The sequence below is a fragment of the Streptomyces sp. NPDC093109 genome (assembly GCF_040701725.1).
Taxonomy (GTDB): Bacteria; Actinomycetota; Actinomycetes; order Streptomycetales; family Streptomycetaceae; genus Streptomyces.
Genome location: NZ_JBFBEZ010000049.1, coordinates 21067 through 36776 on the forward strand (window position 1 = coordinate 21067; position 15710 = coordinate 36776).

17 protein-coding genes are annotated in these 15710 nt (G+C 72.5%); 6 read left to right on the top strand and 11 right to left on the bottom strand.

Annotated elements, in window-relative coordinates:
* Positions 1-36 precede the first annotated feature (36 nt).
* Together AB0389_RS32440 and AB0389_RS32445 are read right to left on the bottom strand one after the other, a co-directional pair.
* Positions 37-1683: an amidase gene (locus AB0389_RS32440; RefSeq protein ID WP_366399117.1), complete on the bottom strand. Its 1647-nt coding sequence runs from the start codon at positions 1681-1683 to the stop codon at positions 37-39.
* Positions 1680-1982 carry a hypothetical protein gene (locus tag AB0389_RS32445; protein WP_366399118.1) on the bottom strand — a complete coding sequence of 101 codons (303 nt, stop codon included), beginning with the start codon at positions 1980-1982 and terminating at the stop codon, positions 1680-1682. The genes AB0389_RS32440 and AB0389_RS32445 overlap by 4 nt, the downstream gene beginning before the upstream one ends.
* Positions 1983-2184: 202 nt before the next feature.
* Here AB0389_RS32445 and AB0389_RS32450 point away from each other — a divergent pair, with 202 nt between their 5' ends.
* A complete protein-coding gene (locus AB0389_RS32450) occupies positions 2185-3384 on the top strand; it encodes an MFS transporter (protein ID WP_366399119.1) in 1200 nt (399 codons plus the stop codon).
* Positions 3385-3418: 34 nt separating this feature from the next.
* Positions 3419-3820: a (2Fe-2S) ferredoxin domain-containing protein gene (locus AB0389_RS32455; protein WP_366399120.1), complete on the top strand. Its 402-nt coding sequence runs from the start codon at positions 3419-3421 to the stop codon at positions 3818-3820.
* Between the two features lie 18 nt (positions 3821-3838).
* Here the strand turns inward: AB0389_RS32455 and AB0389_RS32460 are convergent, their stop codons facing one another.
* Positions 3839-5038, bottom strand: coding sequence for a hypothetical protein (locus AB0389_RS32460; RefSeq protein WP_366399121.1), 1200 nt, complete (start codon positions 5036-5038; stop codon positions 3839-3841).
* A 214-nt stretch (positions 5039-5252) separates the two neighbouring features.
* Between AB0389_RS32460 and AB0389_RS32465 the strand changes: the two genes are divergently transcribed.
* Entirely contained in the window at positions 5253-6098 is an 846-nt protein-coding gene (locus AB0389_RS32465) for an NAD(P)-dependent oxidoreductase (RefSeq protein ID WP_366399122.1), read from the top strand.
* 75 nt (positions 6099-6173) lie between these two features.
* Positions 6174-7370 (top strand): TerD family protein, encoded by a 1197-nt coding sequence (locus AB0389_RS32470; protein ID WP_366399123.1) that lies wholly within the window; start codon positions 6174-6176, stop codon positions 7368-7370.
* A gap of 124 nt (positions 7371-7494) precedes the next feature.
* On the opposite strand, the gene AB0389_RS32475 is transcribed toward AB0389_RS32470, so the two are convergent.
* The 4 genes from AB0389_RS32475 to AB0389_RS32490 form a co-directional block, all read right to left on the bottom strand.
* Positions 7495-7722 carry a hypothetical protein gene (locus AB0389_RS32475; RefSeq protein WP_114658594.1) on the bottom strand — a complete coding sequence of 76 codons (228 nt, stop codon included), beginning with the start codon at positions 7720-7722 and terminating at the stop codon, positions 7495-7497.
* Positions 7723-7927: 205 nt separating this feature from the next.
* Positions 7928-9442 (bottom strand): hypothetical protein, encoded by a 1515-nt coding sequence (locus AB0389_RS32480; RefSeq protein ID WP_366399124.1) that lies wholly within the window; start codon positions 9440-9442, stop codon positions 7928-7930.
* A 147-nt stretch (positions 9443-9589) separates the two neighbouring features.
* Positions 9590-10087 (bottom strand): hypothetical protein, encoded by a 498-nt coding sequence (locus AB0389_RS32485; RefSeq protein WP_366399125.1) that lies wholly within the window; start codon positions 10085-10087, stop codon positions 9590-9592.
* A 167-nt stretch (positions 10088-10254) separates the two neighbouring features.
* On the bottom strand, positions 10255-10860 hold the full coding sequence (locus tag AB0389_RS32490; protein WP_366399126.1) for an SMI1/KNR4 family protein: 606 nt from the start codon (positions 10858-10860) through the stop codon (positions 10255-10257).
* Between the two features lie 300 nt (positions 10861-11160).
* Here AB0389_RS32490 and dapA point away from each other — a divergent pair, with 300 nt between their 5' ends.
* Entirely contained in the window at positions 11161-12078 is a 918-nt protein-coding gene (gene dapA, locus AB0389_RS32495) for a 4-hydroxy-tetrahydrodipicolinate synthase (RefSeq protein ID WP_366399127.1), read from the top strand.
* A gap of 14 nt (positions 12079-12092) precedes the next feature.
* Here the strand turns inward: dapA and dapD are convergent, their stop codons facing one another.
* The 4 genes from dapD to AB0389_RS32515 all read right to left on the bottom strand — a co-directional run bounded on the left by dapD (position 12093) and on the right by AB0389_RS32515 (position 14383).
* Positions 12093-13106, bottom strand: coding sequence for a 2,3,4,5-tetrahydropyridine-2,6-dicarboxylate N-succinyltransferase (dapD, locus tag AB0389_RS32500; RefSeq protein WP_366399128.1), 1014 nt, complete (start codon positions 13104-13106; stop codon positions 12093-12095).
* 159 nt (positions 13107-13265) lie between these two features.
* The gene (locus AB0389_RS32505; protein ID WP_366399129.1) at positions 13266-13487 is read right to left on the bottom strand and encodes a hypothetical protein; all 222 of its coding nucleotides are present in this window, start codon (positions 13485-13487) and stop codon (positions 13266-13268) included.
* Positions 13488-13491: 4 nt separating this feature from the next.
* The gene (locus AB0389_RS32510) at positions 13492-14037 is read right to left on the bottom strand and encodes a TetR family transcriptional regulator (protein ID WP_366399130.1); all 546 of its coding nucleotides are present in this window, start codon (positions 14035-14037) and stop codon (positions 13492-13494) included.
* A gap of 25 nt (positions 14038-14062) precedes the next feature.
* Complete coding sequence (locus AB0389_RS32515; RefSeq protein ID WP_366399131.1) at positions 14063-14383, bottom strand: multidrug efflux SMR transporter; 321 nt, start codon at positions 14381-14383, stop codon at positions 14063-14065.
* 120 nt (positions 14384-14503) lie between these two features.
* Here AB0389_RS32515 and AB0389_RS32520 point away from each other — a divergent pair, with 120 nt between their 5' ends.
* Entirely contained in the window at positions 14504-15616 is a 1113-nt protein-coding gene (locus AB0389_RS32520) for a hypothetical protein (protein WP_366399132.1), read from the top strand.
* Positions 15617-15710: the final 94 nt, after the last annotated feature.

Here is a 15710-nt window from a genome sequence, read left to right on the forward strand (position 1 = left end):
CTCCGCGCTCCACGCCCCCGCGCGGCTCCGCGCGCCTTACGCGCTGCTCGCCGCCGCCTCCTCCGCCGTGATCCTGGGGCGGCCCGCTGCCGCCGCCGCGCTCCGGCCGCTCGCCGCCGCCGTCCTGGCCGGGTTGGCCGGGCGGCGGGTGTGCCAGTCGGTCACCGCCTGGTACGCCGCCGCGACCTCCAGCAGCCGGTCCTCCTCGTACGGCTGGCCGCCGAGGATGACGCCGGCCGGGATGCCCGCCGTGAAGCCGACCGGGAACGCGATCTCGGGCAGGCCCAGGATGTCGAACGGCACGGGCCCGGTCTGGAGCAGGACGTCACAGCGCGCCATGACCCCGTCGAGCACCTCCCGCAGCAGGTGGTTCTTGGCGCGCTGCGCGGTGATCCACTCGTCGCCGGAGAGCATCAGCCCCTGGAGCCAGCTGAGCAGCGAGACACCGAACTTGGCCGGGTCCTCCCGCAGCCAGTGCCGGAACGGCTCGGTCCGCTCGGCCAGCCGGGCGTCGTTGAACGAGCCGGTCAGCAGCGACCAGTCATCCGGATAGGTGACATTGACCAGCGTGACGCCGGAAATGGAACTCAGCTTGTCGAGGAACGCCTTGCGTACGTCCGTCGCGGTGTTGAGGAAGTCCGCGGGCACGCCGATCCGGGTGGCCCGCCGCAGCTTTACCTTGCCGCCCTTCGCGATCACCGGGGTGGCCGCCCGTACGAGATCGGGCAGCTTCGGCAGCCCCTGCGTACGCGGGTCGTGCGGGTCGGACCCGGCGAGTACGGCGAGCATCAGCGCCGCGTCCATCGCGTCGCGCGCCAGCGGTCCCGGGTGGTCGCGGGTGTACGAGAGCGGGATGACGCCGTACGCGGAGACCCGGCCCATGGTGGGCTTCAGCCCGGTCAGGTTCTGCCGGTTGGCCGGCAGGACGATCGAGCCGCCCGTCTGGGTGCCGATCGACGACGCGGCCATCCGCCCGGCGACGGCCGTGGCGGGCCCGGTGGACGAACCGCCGGGATCGGTGGCCGGGTTGTCCGGGGTCCAGGCGTTGACGGTGGTGACCGTACCGTTCGGGGTCGTCGCACGCGTGGTGGCCAGCGGCCCCATCTGACCCTTGCCGAGCACGATCCCGCCGGCGGCGGTCAGCCGGGCGACGGCGGTGGCGTCGTAGGCCGGGACGAAGTCCTCGAAGATGTACGAGTTGCAGCGCGTCGGCACCCCGCGCGTGAAGTAGTTGTCCTTGATACAGAGCGGAATGCCGCGCAGGACACCGCGCGGGCCGCCGATCCGGTCGGCGACGCGCGCGGCGGCGAGCGCCGTCGCGCCGGTCACCTCGGAGTACGCCTGATAGGTGGAGTCGTACGTCGCGATCCGGTCGAGGTACGCCTCGACGAGCGTGGTCGCCTTCAGCTTGCGCCGCGCGATCAGGACGGCGGCCTCGGCGAGCGTCGCCTCGGTCGGATCGCGGCGGGCCGCCTCCCGTACGTCGATGTCGGGGAGGTGCGGCGGGGTGGCCGGAGGCGTACGGGACGCGACCGGCGACGCGGCGGCGGCGGACGGCGCCAGCCCGATCCCGCTCACGGCGGCGGCCGACGCGGCGGCCGAACCGGCCAGAAAGACACGCCGGTTGAGAGCCCTGCGGCTGTCCCCGTTGTTGCTGCTACTGCTGCTGCCGGAGTCGCTCACTTGCCGTCCGCCTTTCCGGTCCATGCCTCGGTGATCGACGGATAGAGCAGCGGCGGCGCCGCCTGCTGCGCGTATACGGCGGCGGGCGCACCGCTCACCGGCGGCGTCCACCCGGCGATGGCGGCGGGCCCGGCGGTGACGAACGACCGCAGCGAGCGCAGCGCCTGATCACGCGTCGGGACCCCGGTCGCGGGGTCCGGCTGCTCGGGCAGCATCGCGAGGTCGACGCCCGCGAGCGCGAGTCTGGTCCTTATGTAGGCGTCCAACTGCTCCTGGGTGGGCGGCTGAGGCTGGCTCAAGGAAACCTCCGGGAAGGGCCGTGCACGTGCGGGGGGTGCCAGGTGACTTCATCAGCCGTCGATGACCGTCTCATTGAGCACATGCTTCCCATACGTAACAGAGCCCCGGGAGCGGGACGCGGGAACGGACGCGGCAACAGGGCACCGAAATAGGGCGATCGCCCGATGCCGGCCCCGGGACCTCAGGCGCCACGCTGCCCCGATGACAAGCGATGACGGAGTCCTGCGGGACCGGAACGCGGCGCTGTATCTGTCCGGCGTCGTCGTGTCCGGATTCGGTACGTCCGCGATGTGGCTGGCTGCCGGAGTCTGGGTCAAGTCGCTGACCGGCTCGGACAGTCTGGCCGCGCTCACCGTCTTCGCGATGTGGGCGCCGGTGCTGGTGGGGCCCGTTCTGGGGGCGGTCGCCGACCGGGTGCGCCGCCGGCCGCTGCTGATCGGCTGCAACCTGGTGATGGCCGTACCGCTCTGCGCGCTGCTCGCCGTCGACGCGGCCGACCGTGTCTGGATCCTGTTCTGTGTGCTGTTCCTGTACGGGGTGAGCGGGGTCGTCCACGACGCGGCGGAGACCGCGCTCGTCGCCACCGTGATCGACCGGCGACGGCTGGGCGGCTTCAACGGGCTGCGGCTCACCGCCAACGAGGGCATGAAACTGCTCGCCCCACTGGCGGGCGCCGGTCTCTACGCCCGCTTCGGCGGCCCCACGGTCGCCCTGCTCGACGCGCTGACCTTCGTCCTGGCGGCCGGGCTCTTCGCGCTGATGCGGGTACGGGAGGAGCGGCCGGCTCAGAGACGCGCACCAGGACACCCCGATTCCGGCCTCGTCACATCCGTCCGCCTCCTGTGGCGGACGCGCGCGGTACGTCCGCTGCTCCTCGCCGCGTCCGCCACCATGCTGTTCGCCGGGCTCAACGGCGCCGCGATCTACGCGGTCGTGGACCGGGGGCTCGGCCGTTCTCCCACGTACGTGGGAGTGTTGTACGCGGTCCAGGGCGCCGGTTCCGTCCTGTCGGGCCTGGCGGCCGGGCCGCTGCTGCGCCGGCTGCCCGAGCGGGTGTTCGCCGCCGGCGGGATCGCCGTGTTCGCCCTGTCCGTCGGCGCGCGGGGACTGCCGTACGACGCGATGGTGCTCGCGAGCGCGGCCGGGGTGGGGCTCGGACTGCCGTGTGTGCTGATCGCCGCGCTGACGGCGGTGCAGCGCGAGATCCCGGACGCGTTTCTCGGCCGCGCGTCCGCCACCGCCAACACCCTGGTCTACGCCCCCAACGCGATCGCCCTCGCCCTCGGCGCGGCACTCATCGCGGCCGTGGACCCGGCCGTACTGCTGCCGGCCACGGGCGCGGCCGGTCTGCTGACGGCGTATGCCCTGGTCCGACGGTACGAGCGGGCGGCAGCCGGCTGAGCGGAGGGCGGGCGGCACCGCGTAATCTGCTCTGATGAGCCGACGCTCCCTACCTCACCGCTCACCGGGAGCGCCCCGGCCCACCGTCACGGTCTGCCGGGGCTGCTGCTGCGGCACCGCGAAGGTCCCCGGCGTCGATCACGCCGCCCAGCTCGCCGAGTTGCGCCGGTCGCTCGCCGAGGACGCCCGGGTCCGCCCCGTGCCCTGCCTGGACGCCTGTGAACACGCCAATGTCATCGTCGTCCAGCCGTCCGCCGCCGGCCGCGCGGCCGGTGGCCGGCCCGTGTGGCTGGGTCTGGTCAACGATCCCGACGCCACCGCCGACATCACGGAGTGGATCCGGGCGGGCGGCCCCGGCCTCGCCGAGCCGCCCGGCGTCCTCGACCTGTACGCCTTCCGCCCGTCCCGCCGCGCCCGGGAGGAACTCGACGGCTGACGGCGCCGGAGGGGCCGTCTAATCGGCCTGTTTCGCCAGCGCGGCCCTGACGTCGGCCAGGTCCGCGTCCGAGGCGAGTCCCGCGTGGTACAGCCGCAGTTCGGTCGCGCCGAGCGCCTCCGCGCGTGCGGCGTCCTCCGCGAGTCCGGCCGGGTCGCCGCCCATGCCTCTGACGATGTTGAAGTTGGCGGCCAGGACGGTCGATCCGGTCCTGTGGTCCGCGAAGGGGCCGAGCATCGCCCCGGCCGCGCCTCCCGTGCAGGGCAGCACGACCCCGTCGGCGACGCCCAGGATGTGCGCGGGGTCCACGCCGGTGTTGGCTCCGACGCGGTACGGCGCGGGGTCGGCGTGCAGCAGCACCTGGAAGCCCGGCCCGGCTTCCGTGGTGGCCGCCTCGGCCCGTACCGCCGCGACCGCCGCCTCCTGGAGCGTACGGGCGACCCCGCCGCGCCAGTCGAGGGTGACGGCCGTCAGCTCCGCGCCGAGGAGCCGCTCGATGCCCTCGCGGCCCGACGCGGTGGAGCCGGCGGCCCAGCCGGGCGCCAGCGCGCGGCGTACGGCTGCGGCCAGCTCGTCCGGGTCGGCGCCCAGGCCCGCGTAGCCCGCCCGGCAGTCGGCGCAGAAGCAGAGCGCGAGCAGATACCGCGCCGCGTCCCCGAGCGCGACGCCCGCGGTCTTGTCGTGGGCGTGCAGATGATCGAAGCCGTACCAGCCGCAGGACTCCAGCTCGACGCCGCGCGTCCCCGTTCCGGGGCGTACGGCGGCCTCGGCGGCGAGTTCGGTCAGATACGCGGCGACGGCGGGCCGGGCGATACAGGGCGCCCAGGGGTAGCGGTCGCCGTAGGCGTTGACCACGGAGGTGTCGGGGCGCTCGGCGCCGAGGCGGGAGCTGTGCGCGAGGACGACCCAGCTGTGCACGTCGAGTCCGGCGGCGGTCAGCGCCTCGGCAGCCTCGCCGTAGGCGTCGCCGGACGCCCAGTCCCCGGCCGCGTACGGCCGGACGTCGTGGTCCGCCCAGCGCGCCGGGTCCGGCGGGTAGAGGACGGCGGCGTGCTCCGCGGTGACGACGCGGTGGCGCGGATGACGCGGCGTCAGCGCGCGCGTGGAGTGGTAGGCGGCGGCGAGGGTGACCTGCTGGACGCCGAGATCCGCGATCCTGGCGGCGGCGTCCGGGTCGCCGATGACGTCCCAGGGGTAGACGAACGTGGAGGTCTTCACGGGCGCTCCCTGGCTGTGTGCACGTACGACACTTGTGCATATTTATGTTTGACGTCCATGTTCATGAACGTCGCCACGCTAGGGCAGCGTCTCCGGGTCGGTCAATAGCCGGTCAAAGGCCAACACCTTGACGGTACTGCACCACGCTCCTTACCTTGTCCACGCATGTGAATGTCAGCTGCGCACATGAGCCGCGCCGTCGAGGAGATTCGCCATGTCCGCACCCACTCCCGTACCCACTCCCACTCCCGCTCCCGCACCCCGTACCGTCCTGCTCACCGGCGCCGCCGGCGGCCTCGGCACCCTGATGCGGGGGCTGCTGCCCGCGTACGGCTACGAGCTGCGGCTCCTCGACATGGTCCCCGTCGAGGACGAGCCCGGCGCCCTCACCGCCGATCTGTCGGACCGGGACGCGCTGCGCGAGGCCGTGCGCGGGGTCGACGCGGTCATCCACCTCGCCGGCATCTCCCTGGAGGCGTCGTTCGACAAGATCCTGCGCGCCAACATCGAGGGCACGTACAACCTCTACGAGGCCGCGCGCGCGGAGGGCGTACGGCGCGTGGTCTTCGCCTCCAGCAACCACGCCGTCGGCTTCACCCCGCGCCCCCGGGGCGACGACCCGCTGATCCCGGTCGAGGCGCCGCACCGGCCCGACACGTTCTACGGGCTCTCCAAGTGTTTCGGCGAAGACCTGTCCCAGTTCTACTGGGACAAGTTCGGCCTGGAGACCGTCTCCGTAAGGATCGGCTCCTGCTTCCCCGAACCCACCTCGGTCCGCATGCTCTCCCTCTGGATGAGCCCCGCGGACTGCGCTCGCCTCTTCCACGCCGCGCTCACCGCGGACGGCGTCGGCCACAGCATCGTGTACGGCTCCTCCGCCAACACCCGGCTGTGGTGGGACCTGACGAGCGCGCGGGCGCTGGGGTACGAGCCGAGGGACGACTCGGAGCAGTACGCGGAGAAGCTCATCGCCGAGCAGGGCGAGCTGGATCCGGCCAACCCGGACCACGCGCACCTGGGCGGCGCCTTCGTCACCGACCCGCCGAGGTGGCCGCACTGACCCGGCCTGCCCGGGTGCCGGGTGCCGGGTGCCGGGTAAGGGAACGGCAAAGCGGGGTCGTTCGTTACAGGCGGCATGACAGCAATGACCCCAGGCTCGAACATCCCCCTCGCCACCGCCCATGTGGCGGTGGACGTCGCCGCCCCCGTACGGCTCGACGTATCGGGCCTGCTGCTCACCGGTGACGGCAAGGTGCGCTCGGACGACGACTTCATCTTCTACAACCAGCCGGCCGGCCCCGGCGTGAGCTACCGCTCGGGAGGCGGCACGGCGCCCGACGCGATCGTCATCGACACCAGCGCCGTGCCCGCCGGTATCGAGAAGATCGTCGTCACCGCGAGCCCGGACGCAGCCGGCCAGAGCTTCCAGGGCATCGAGCCCACCGCCACCGTCCGGGACGCGGCCACCGGCTCCGTCCTGGCGACGTTCACACCGCCGCGGCTGGGCGCGGAGACGGCGCTGGTGATCGTGGAGGTCTACCTCCGCAACGGCGCGTGGAAGGCCCGCGCGGTCGGCCAGGGCTACGCGAACGGACTGGCGGGCATCGCCACCGACTTCGGCGTCTCGGTCGAGGAGCCGGCCGCCCCCGTGGCCCCGCCGATGCCCGTGACCGCTCCCCCGGTGCCCGCCGCCCCGTCGATGGCGCCTCCCGCGCCCGCCGCCGCGCCCGCCGCCGCGCCCGCTCCCGGGTCCGGGAAGATCAACCTGGACAAGGGCCGGGTCAGCCTCCAGAAGAACCAGACGGTGTCCCTGGTCAAGGCGGGCCGCCCACTGCTCACCCAGGTCAAGATGGGCCTCGGCTGGGAGCCGGCGTACGGCGGCGCCGATATCGACCTCGACGCCTCGGTGATCGCCTACGGGCCGAACCGTAACCATCTGGACAGCTGCTACTTCGGCAAACTCTCCATCCTCAACGGCGCGATCAAGCACTCCGGTGACAATCTCACCGGCGACGGCGCGGGCGACGACGAGGTGATCGTGGTCGATCTCGGCCGGATCCCCGCCGAGGCGTCCGGGCTGGTCTTCACGGTCAACTCCTTCTCCGGCCAGAAGTTCAGCGAGGTCGCCAAGGCGTACTGCCGGCTGATCGACGCGACCACCGACGAGGAGCTGGTGCGCTTCGACCTCACCGGCGCCGAGCCGCAGACCGGGGTGATGATGGCGAAGCTCATCCGCCAGTTCACCGGGGAGTGGGAGATGACCGCCCTGGGCGAGTTCGTGAAGTCCCGCACGGTACGCGGGATGGTGAAGCCGGCGGCGAAGAGCCTCTGACAGCTCCCGGCAGCCGACAGCTCCCGGACACGGCGAAGCCCCTGGGCCACCGCGGATCCTGAAGGTCAGCGGTGGAGCCCAGGGGCCAGGCTTGGGTCCGTACCCGGCTCCGGGGTGGGTGGCCTCAGAGCTTGGTCAGTTTGGAGAAGGGGCTCAGGATCCTCCCCTGACGCCCCGAGAAATCGATGAGAACAGCTTGTTCGCCCTCGACTCCGATGACTCTTCCCAACCCGAACTGGTCGTGGGAGACCCGGTCCCCCACGGCGAACTGCTCGGGCGGGGGTGAGGCCGGGGCCTGGCGGTTGAAGGGACTGGACGGCAGGTGGCGCCGGGATCCGGCTGACTTTGTCATTACTTTGAGTATGCGCCCAATGTGGGCCACCGCGCCATGCCCGACAACCGACCGGACCCCGGATCCCCCCTCCCGGAGGGGCGCACAAGCGGTTTTCACGCCTGTCCCAACGGCCCCGGAGACCCCGGAGACACGCCCCCCGCGGCCTCCCGCGCCCCACCCCGCACGCGCCCCCGGCGCTTCCCGCGCGCCACCCGCGCGCGACTCAGCGTCCCGCGCGGGACCTCGCCTTGAACGCCGCCTTCCGCGCGTCCTTGGAGACCGTACGGTCCCGGTGCAGCCGCCCCATGGCCTCCAGGACATCGCCCGTGGCCGGGTGGTCCACCCGCCAGGCCGCGTCGAAGAAGCCGCTGTGCTGCCCGACCAGCCCCTCCACCAGCTCCTGGAGCTCCTCCGGCTCGCCCTCCGCGTCCAGCTGCGCGGCGATGGTGTCGATCGCCAGCCAGAAGATCATCGACTCGGGCGGCGGCGGCACGTCCCCCCGGCCCAGCTCGGCGAGCCAGACCCGGGCCAGGCCGCCCAGCTCCGCGTCGTCCAGTACCTCCCGTACGGCCGCCTCCGCCTCGGCGCCGACCAGCGACAGCGCCTGCTGGCAGTGGAGCCGGCGCAGCGGCGCGTCCTGGTCCGTACCGCGGGCGGCGGCCAGCAGGTCACGCGCCGCGTCGGCGGGCGCGCGGCGGGCCAGCCACTGCTCGGTCTCGGCGCGGGCCGACAGCTCGGGGAAGCGCGCGACGCCGTCCAGCAGCGCGTGCGCGTCCTTGTCCGCGAGGGCGCCGACCAGGGGCGCGTCCACACCGGCCTCCAGCATCCGCGCCCTGATCCCGTAGAGCCCGAGGGGCGTCAGCCGGACCATCCCGTACCGGGTGACGTCCTCCTCGTCGACGGGCGACGAGCCGTCGCCGCCCCCGGCGCCGATCCCGTCGGGCTCCTCGCCGTCCTCGACCATCAGGGCCTCGTCGACGGGCAGGTACGAGACGAGCCCGATCGGCTCCAGCAGCCTGAACTGGTCGTCCAGCCGCATCATGGCCTCCGACACCTGCTCCAGGACGTCGTCGGTGGGCTCGCCCATGTCGTCGGGGACGATCATCGACGCGGCGAGCACGGGCAGCGGGACGGGCCCGTCGGCGCCGCCGCCGTCGGTGACGGTCAGCAGATAGAGGTTGCCGAGGACGCCTTCGAGGAACTCCGCCTCCTCCTCCGGGTCCCAGTCGAGCGCCTCGAAGTCGATCTCGCCGTCTTCTCCGATGACACCGGCCAGATCGTCCAGCACCGGCGCGGTGGCGTCGGCGAACACGACGTCGAGGGCGTCCAGCCAGAGCGTGAGGATGTCCTGCGGGCCGCCGGAGGTGACCAGCGCGAGCTGCTCGCCGGGCGTGACACCGCCGGTCGCGTCCTCGTCGGACCGGCCGTGGGCCTCCTCGTCCGGGTCCTCGACTGCCACCAGGCCGGTGTCGACGGCGACCCGCCACGCCTCACTGGCGTAGGCCTCGCCGTCGCCCTCCGAGAGTTCGTCCGACTCCCCGCCGAGACCGAGGACTTCGGCCGCCGCGGGCAGCTGTTCGTCGACCAGCTCACCGCCGGCGCCGACCCGGGTCTGCGGCCCGGCCCAGCGGGCGAGGCGCACCGCCCGGGCGAGCAGCGGCGCGGCCAGTGCGTCCCGCGCCAGTTCGGCGTCCGAGGGCAGTCGCACCGGCGGCAGGGTGGGGTGGTCTCCGGACATCTGGTGGGTCTCCTTGTGGCGTACGCGGACGAGGCCGGGGCAGGCCCCAGCGTAGACGTTCCGGCCCCGGGCCATCCGGTTCATGCACTTGACAAGAGCGCCGGCGCATCGATTCGGGCAACCTGCCGGAACAACCGCCCGCGCACGCTACCCGGCGCTCAGACTGATGGCGGGCGTGTACCGCGTCACCGTGCTGCCCCGCACGCCGGTGTACGCGCGCACCCGCGCCCACTCCGCGGTCGCGAAGCCGACGCCCTCCCCGGGCGCCGCGAGCGCGTCGATATGCGCCCGCGCGCTCTCCCACTCGGCGTAGTTGAGGACGCGCGTCCCGTCCACGCGTTCGATGCCCGGCACCGCCGCGTCGATCTCCGCGACGCGCTCGTCCCGCGAGGCGGCGGCGAACCGCTCGTACGCCGCCTCGCCGCTCCACTGCGCGTAGTGGAGCAGGGTGTCCCCGTCCTCCCCGACGGCCACGCTGTACGAGAGCAGCCCGGCGTCCGGCCACGCGCGGGCGCGCCACGCCCGGGAGATGGCCTCGACGGTGGCCCGCTGGCGCGCGGGCGTACCCACGCGCCAGGTACTGACCGTGACGGCCCCGACGCCGGACCTGGCGGGATCGGGATCCGTGGTGAGCTGGACGGACATGGTGGTGTACCTCCTGAAGAGCGCACCCCCGTGGTGCGCCGGCACTCACCATGCTCAGAGATGAAGCGCGGTTGAGGTCAACCGCGGCGCGTCACCCCGCGCCGCCCCCGTCCTTCGCGCCTCGAACCACCGCGGCGCGCCTCACACCACCGCGTCGCGCCTCAGACTCAGACCACCACGTCGAACCACGACCGGCGCGCGGCGGCCCAGTGCGCCACCCAGCCGGCGAAGCCCTCGCCCTCGGCGCGGTGCCCGAAGGCCGCCCCGAACGGCGCCGCGCCCACATCGCTGATGTTCCAGATCCGGCCCCGGTCGGCGCCGGTGACGACCAGATGCCAGTACATCCCGCAGCCGTCCGTGCCCAGCACCACACTCCCGTGGTTGGAGACCTCGTCGATGAGCGGCTCTATCTCCTCGTACGGCCGGAGATCGTCCTCCCACACCCAGGCCTCGGTGAGCGGGAAGGGCTCCGCGAGCACGCGCTGCGTCTGGGCGCATCCCCAGTCGGCGGGCAGCGCCGCCAGGGGTATCAGCCCGTCGACATCGGCAGGCCCCTCCGGGCAGCCGTCGCAGATCTCCGCGACCAGCGTGCGATACGGCTCCGGCAGGACGATCCCGTGCTCGCGCTCGAATTCGCGTACGGCGTTCCAGCCCAGCGGTGGCAGACAGTGCTCGGGCGGGAAGGCCGCGCGCAACGCGTCGAGTTCACTTCTGAATGCTTCGCCGCGGTCGAATGCTCCGCCGCGGCCGGCGAATCGGCTTTCGCTGTTCATGCTTCTTCATGCCCCCATGTCCTCTATTGGACCAGCACCCGCTGACAGTCCGTCCGCACCCGGGCGTCGCGGTCAGCGCTGAGCCGTACGATACGACCGCGCCCCCGTCACCCGCGTACTCGTGCGCCCGCCAACCTCGCGCAACGCGCCGCCGGACCGGGTCGAACCACCCGAAGCCGACACGGAAACCTGTCCGGAAAGCGACGGCGCCCGGCGGCCCTCACAATTCAGCATCGCTACACACTCACTTGAAGCAGAACTAAGTAGACCTTCACAGCGGGAGCGCCCGACACTGGCGCCATGAGCACTACGCCCAGCGCTACGAGCGTCCCCCCGCGCCCCTTCGGCCGCGCCCTCTGCGCGATGGTCACCCCCTTCACCACCACCGGCGCACTCGACCTGGCGGGCGCGCGCGAGCTCGCCGCCCGGCTCGTCGACGAGGGCTGCGACGGCCTCGTCCTCAACGGCACCACCGGCGAGTCACCGACCACCACCGACGCCGAGAAGACCGCGCTCGTCCGGGCCGTGTGCGCGGAGGTCGGCGACCGGGCGTCCGTGGTCGCGGGCGTCGGCAGCGCGGACACCCGGCACACTCTCGCGCTGGCGCGAGAGGCCGAACACGCCGGCGCGCACGGCCTGCTGGTGGTGACGCCTTACTACAGCCGCCCTCCGCAGGGTGACATCGAAGCCCACTTCCTGCGCGTCGCCGACGCGTCCGGCATTCCGCTGATGCTGTACGATATTCCGGCCCGCGCCGGGACCCGGATCGAGCCCGCGACCATGCTGCGGCTCGCCGCGCACCCGCGCGTCGTCGCCGTGAAGGACTGCGCGTACGACCTGCTGGGCAGCGCCCGGGTCATCGCCCGCACCTCGCTCGCGTACTACTCCGGCAGCGAGGAGCTGAACCTCCCGCTGTACGCCGTCGGCGGCGCCGGATTCGTCAGTACGGTCGCGAACGCCGCGCCCCGCGCGGTCCGGGCGCCGCTCGACGCGTACGACGCGGGCGCGACCGCCGAGTCCGTCCGGCTCAACGCGCGCACGCTCCCGCTCGTCGAGCTGATGATGGCGTCCGGACTGCCGGGCACGGTCACCGCCAAGGCGCTGCTCGGCGGGCTCGGTCTGCCCGCGGGCCCGGTCCGCGAACCACTGCGGCCCGCCGGCCGGGAGACGGCCGACGGGCTGCTGAGGGCGTACGAGGAGCTGGTGACGGCCGAATAATCAGCCGTGCGGGGTCAGTTGTGGCTGTGGAGCATGTCGTTCAGACCGCCCCAGACCGCGTTGTTCGGGCGGGCCTCGACCGTGCCCGTCACCGAGTTGCGGCGGAAGAGGATGTTGCTCGCGCCCGACAGCTCGCGCGCCTTGACGATCTGCCCGTCGGGCAGCGTGACCCGGGTGCCCGCCGTGACGTACAGCCCGGCCTCGACCACGCACTCGTCGCCCAGCGCGATCCCGACGCCCGCCTCGGCGCCGACGAGGCAGCGCTCACCGATGACGATGCGCTGCGTACCGCCGCCGGAGAGCGTGCCCATGGTGGAGGCGCCGCCGCCGATGTCGGAGCCGTCACCGACGACGACGCCCGCGGAGATCCGGCCCTCGACCATGGACGTGCCGAGCGTTCCCGCGTTGAAGTTGACGAACCCCTCGTGCATCACGGTCGTGCCCTCGGCGAGGTGCGCGCCGAGCCGCACCCGGTCCGCGTCGGCGATCCGGACACCCTTGGGCGCCACGTAGTCCGTCATGCGCGGGAACTTGTCGACGGAGGTCACCTGGAGGTGCAGCCCCTCGGCGCGCGCGTTCAGCCGTACGGTCTCCAGCGCGTCCACCGCGACAGGACCGAGCGAGGTCCAGGCGACATTGGCGAGCAGCCCGAAGAGCCCGTCCAGGCTCTGGCCGTGCGGCTTCACCAGCCGGTGGCTGAGCAGGTGCAGCCGCAGGTAGGCGTCGTGCGCGTCCAGCGGCTTGTCGTCGAGCGAGGCGATGACCGTACGGACGGCGACGACCTCGACCCCGCGCCGCGCGTCGGGCCCGACGGCTTTCGCCGCGCCCGCCCCCAGCAGCTCCGCGGCGCGCTCGGCGCTCAGCCGCTCCGTGCCGGCCGGGCCGGGCTCGGCGGAGAGCGCCGGGGACGGGAACCAGGTGTCGAGGACGGTGCCGTCCTCGGTGAGGGTGGCGAGACCGGCGGCGACGGCGCCGGTGGCCCGGGGGGTACTGGAGCTGGCAGAACTGGGGGAAGACGAGTCGGTCATACCGCAGAACCTAACGGTCGGAGCGGCGCCGGGCCAACCGGTCTCAGGTATCGGGCGCCAACCGCCGCCGCCCCTTACCACCGCACGTCGTCCGTCATCCGTCATCCGTCGTCCGGCGTGCGTCGTGCGGCTCGCAGCGGCAAGGCCGCCGGAGCGCGGTCAGCTCAGCCGGTTCGCCTCGGAGCCACCCGCCGCGTGGTCGATGTCGTCCTCGGCGCGGGGCAGCGGCCGGTGCCCCTCCGAGTGGTGGTTGACCCAGCCGCACACCCCGCAGCTGTAGCGGCCGTCGAGCCCGGCGATGAGCGTGCCGCACTGCCGGCACTCGCCGTGGGTGATCTCGGGGCCGGCGGGCGGGACGGACGGAGTTCCGGGGACGCTCATGCCGTCAACGTACCGTCGGAAGCAGCCGGGCGAACATCTCGCGGGCGTACGCGGCGTCGTACTCCGTGTCCGTCAGCAGCACTTGCAGGCAGATCCCGTCCACCAGCGCGATCAGGGCCCGCGCGGTGGCCGGATCGGTGTGCGGCGCGAGCAGTTCGGCGACCGCGGCGCCCCACTCCGCCGCGACGGGCCGCAGCCCCGGCCGGCGCAGGGCCGCGAGGTACAGCTCGTACTCCAGCTCCACACCGGTACGGTCCCGGGCCAGCCACTCGCCCGCGACCCGGGCCAGCTCGTCCGCGATGTCGCGGCCGGGACCGGCGAACGAGCCGTGCTCCAGGAACTTCGCCGCGAACCCCTCGTTGGCCTGGCGCAGCGCGGCGATCAGCAGTTCGTCCAGCGAGCCGAAGTGGTACGTCGTCGAACCGAGCGGCACATCGGCCTCGGCGGCGACGGTGCGATGGCTCAGTCCGGCGATACCACCGCGCCCGACCACCCGGATCGCCGCGTCGATGATGCGCTGGCGTCGCTCGGGGTCGTAACGACGGGTCATCAGCGGGCTCCTGTCATCCGTGCCATCAGTGGGCTCCTCCGAGGTTGAGGACGGCGACGCCCGCGATCACCAGGGCGATGCCCGCCAGTTTGGCCGGACTCGCCGACTCGCCCATGAAGAGCATCCCGATGACGGCGATGGCCGCCGTCCCGGCACCGGACCAGATCGCGTACGCGGAACCGATGGAGAGCGTCTTGAGAGTCTGCGCCAGCAGACCGAACGCCACCAGATAGCCGCCCACGGTCAGCACCGAGGGCCACAGGCGCGTGAATCCCTCGCTGTATTTCATGGCCGTCGTACCGGCCACCTCCGCCGCGATCGCCGCGGCCAGCAGTCCATATCCCATGCGTACGACTGTACACATAGTTATGTACGACCGTACACAAGCCGGGTGCGGCATGGACACCACACAGCGCCCTATACGGTGTGCTGTTCTGATAAGCAGACACACACGGGGGCACAGCAAGTGACATACGACATGGGCCACGGCGGTTACGGCACCGGCGGCGCGAACGGCGGCTGGGGCAGCGGCTGGACACCACCCCCCGGACCCCCCAAGCCCGGCGTGATCCCGCTGGGACCGCTCCGCGTCAGCGAGATACTCAACGGCGCGTTCGCCACCGTCGGCCGTTACTGGAAACAGCTGCTCGGCACGGCGCTGGCGGCGTACGGCATGGCCGCGCTCCTGATGGCCGGGGCCGTGGCGATCGCGTACCTGTCCGTCAGCGACCACGTGCGCACGATCTTCGACGAGCGCGATGCCGCCGAACCGCCGTGGGCGGAGATCCGCCCCCTGGTGATCGCCTTCGTCTGCCTCTGGATCTTCGCGATGATCCTGGTGATGACCGCCAACGCCGTGATCCAGGCGGCCTGCCCGGCGATCGTCCAACAGGCGGTCCTGGGCCGTCCGATCACGTTCGGCGAGACCGCCCGCAAGGCCGGTTCGCGGCTCGCCTCGGTTCTGGGCGCCGCCCTGCTGACCGCCCTGACCGCCGTACCGCCGATGGCCCTGTTCCTGCTCGGCTTCACCGGTCTGCTGTTTCTCCCGAACCACGTCGACGGCTGGCCCTTCCACGGGCCGATGTGGCTCTTCCCGGTCGGCCTGCTCGGCGCTCTCGCCCTGATGCCGCTCAGCATCTGGCTCTGGACACGCTTCAGCCTGGCCCCCTCGGTGGCGGTCATCGAGTCCAGTGGCCCGATCACGGCCCTGCGCCGCTCCGCGCGGCTGGTACGCGGCGCGTGGTGGCGGATCTTCGGCGTCTCCCTCCTCGGCTACCTCCTGGCGGGCGTCGCCGCGGCCCTCATCCAGCAGGCCGTCAACCTGGTCGGCATCATCACCGGCCAACTGAACTTCGCCACCACAGGATCCGACCCGTCGCCCGCCCAATTCCTGGCGTTCCTGGGCGGATACATGGCCATCACCCTCGTCGCGGGCGTGATCAGCCAGATCGTCACGGCGGCCTTCCCGCAGCTCGTGATCAACCTGCTCTACGTGGACCAGCGCATCCGCACCGAGAACCTGGGCCCCGTCCTCGCGAACGCCGCGAACACCGCGAACACCCCGCAACCAACACCGTAATTTCGGCCAATTACCCGGCGCATCAGGCGATATGCGCATCGCGGCAATACGGGCAGGGGACAATGACCGGCAAGGGGAAAAGGACTTCGAGAGC

Bases quoted from the DNA above. Each gene is read 5' to 3' on its own strand.
- AB0389_RS32475 (WP_114658594.1), bottom strand. From the start codon at position 7,722: ATGACAAAGTCAGCCGGATCCCGGCGCCACCTGCCGTCCAGTCCCTTC.
- dapD (WP_366399128.1), bottom strand. From the start codon at position 13,106: ATGACCGACTCGTCTTCCCCCAGTTCTGCCAGCTCCAGTACCCCCCGG.
- AB0389_RS32490 (WP_366399126.1), bottom strand. From the start codon at position 10,860: ATGAACAGCGAAAGCCGATTCGCCGGCCGCGGCGGAGCATTCGACCGC.
- AB0389_RS32505 (WP_366399129.1), bottom strand. From the start codon at position 13,487: ATGAGCGTCCCCGGAACTCCGTCCGTCCCGCCCGCCGGCCCCGAGATC.
- AB0389_RS32485 (WP_366399125.1), bottom strand. From the start codon at position 10,087: ATGTCCGTCCAGCTCACCACGGATCCCGATCCCGCCAGGTCCGGCGTC.
- AB0389_RS32515 (WP_366399131.1), bottom strand. From the start codon at position 14,383: ATGGGATATGGACTGCTGGCCGCGGCGATCGCGGCGGAGGTGGCCGGT.
- AB0389_RS32470 (WP_366399123.1), top strand. From the start codon at position 6,174: ATGACAGCAATGACCCCAGGCTCGAACATCCCCCTCGCCACCGCCCAT.
- AB0389_RS32455 (WP_366399120.1), top strand. From the start codon at position 3,419: ATGAGCCGACGCTCCCTACCTCACCGCTCACCGGGAGCGCCCCGGCCC.
- AB0389_RS32510 (WP_366399130.1), bottom strand. From the start codon at position 14,037: ATGACCCGTCGTTACGACCCCGAGCGACGCCAGCGCATCATCGACGCG.
- AB0389_RS32480 (WP_366399124.1), bottom strand. From the start codon at position 9,442: ATGTCCGGAGACCACCCCACCCTGCCGCCGGTGCGACTGCCCTCGGAC.
- AB0389_RS32465 (WP_366399122.1), top strand. From the start codon at position 5,253: ATGTCCGCACCCACTCCCGTACCCACTCCCACTCCCGCTCCCGCACCC.
- dapA (WP_366399127.1), top strand. From the start codon at position 11,161: ATGAGCACTACGCCCAGCGCTACGAGCGTCCCCCCGCGCCCCTTCGGC.
- AB0389_RS32450 (WP_366399119.1), top strand. From the start codon at position 2,185: ATGACAAGCGATGACGGAGTCCTGCGGGACCGGAACGCGGCGCTGTAT.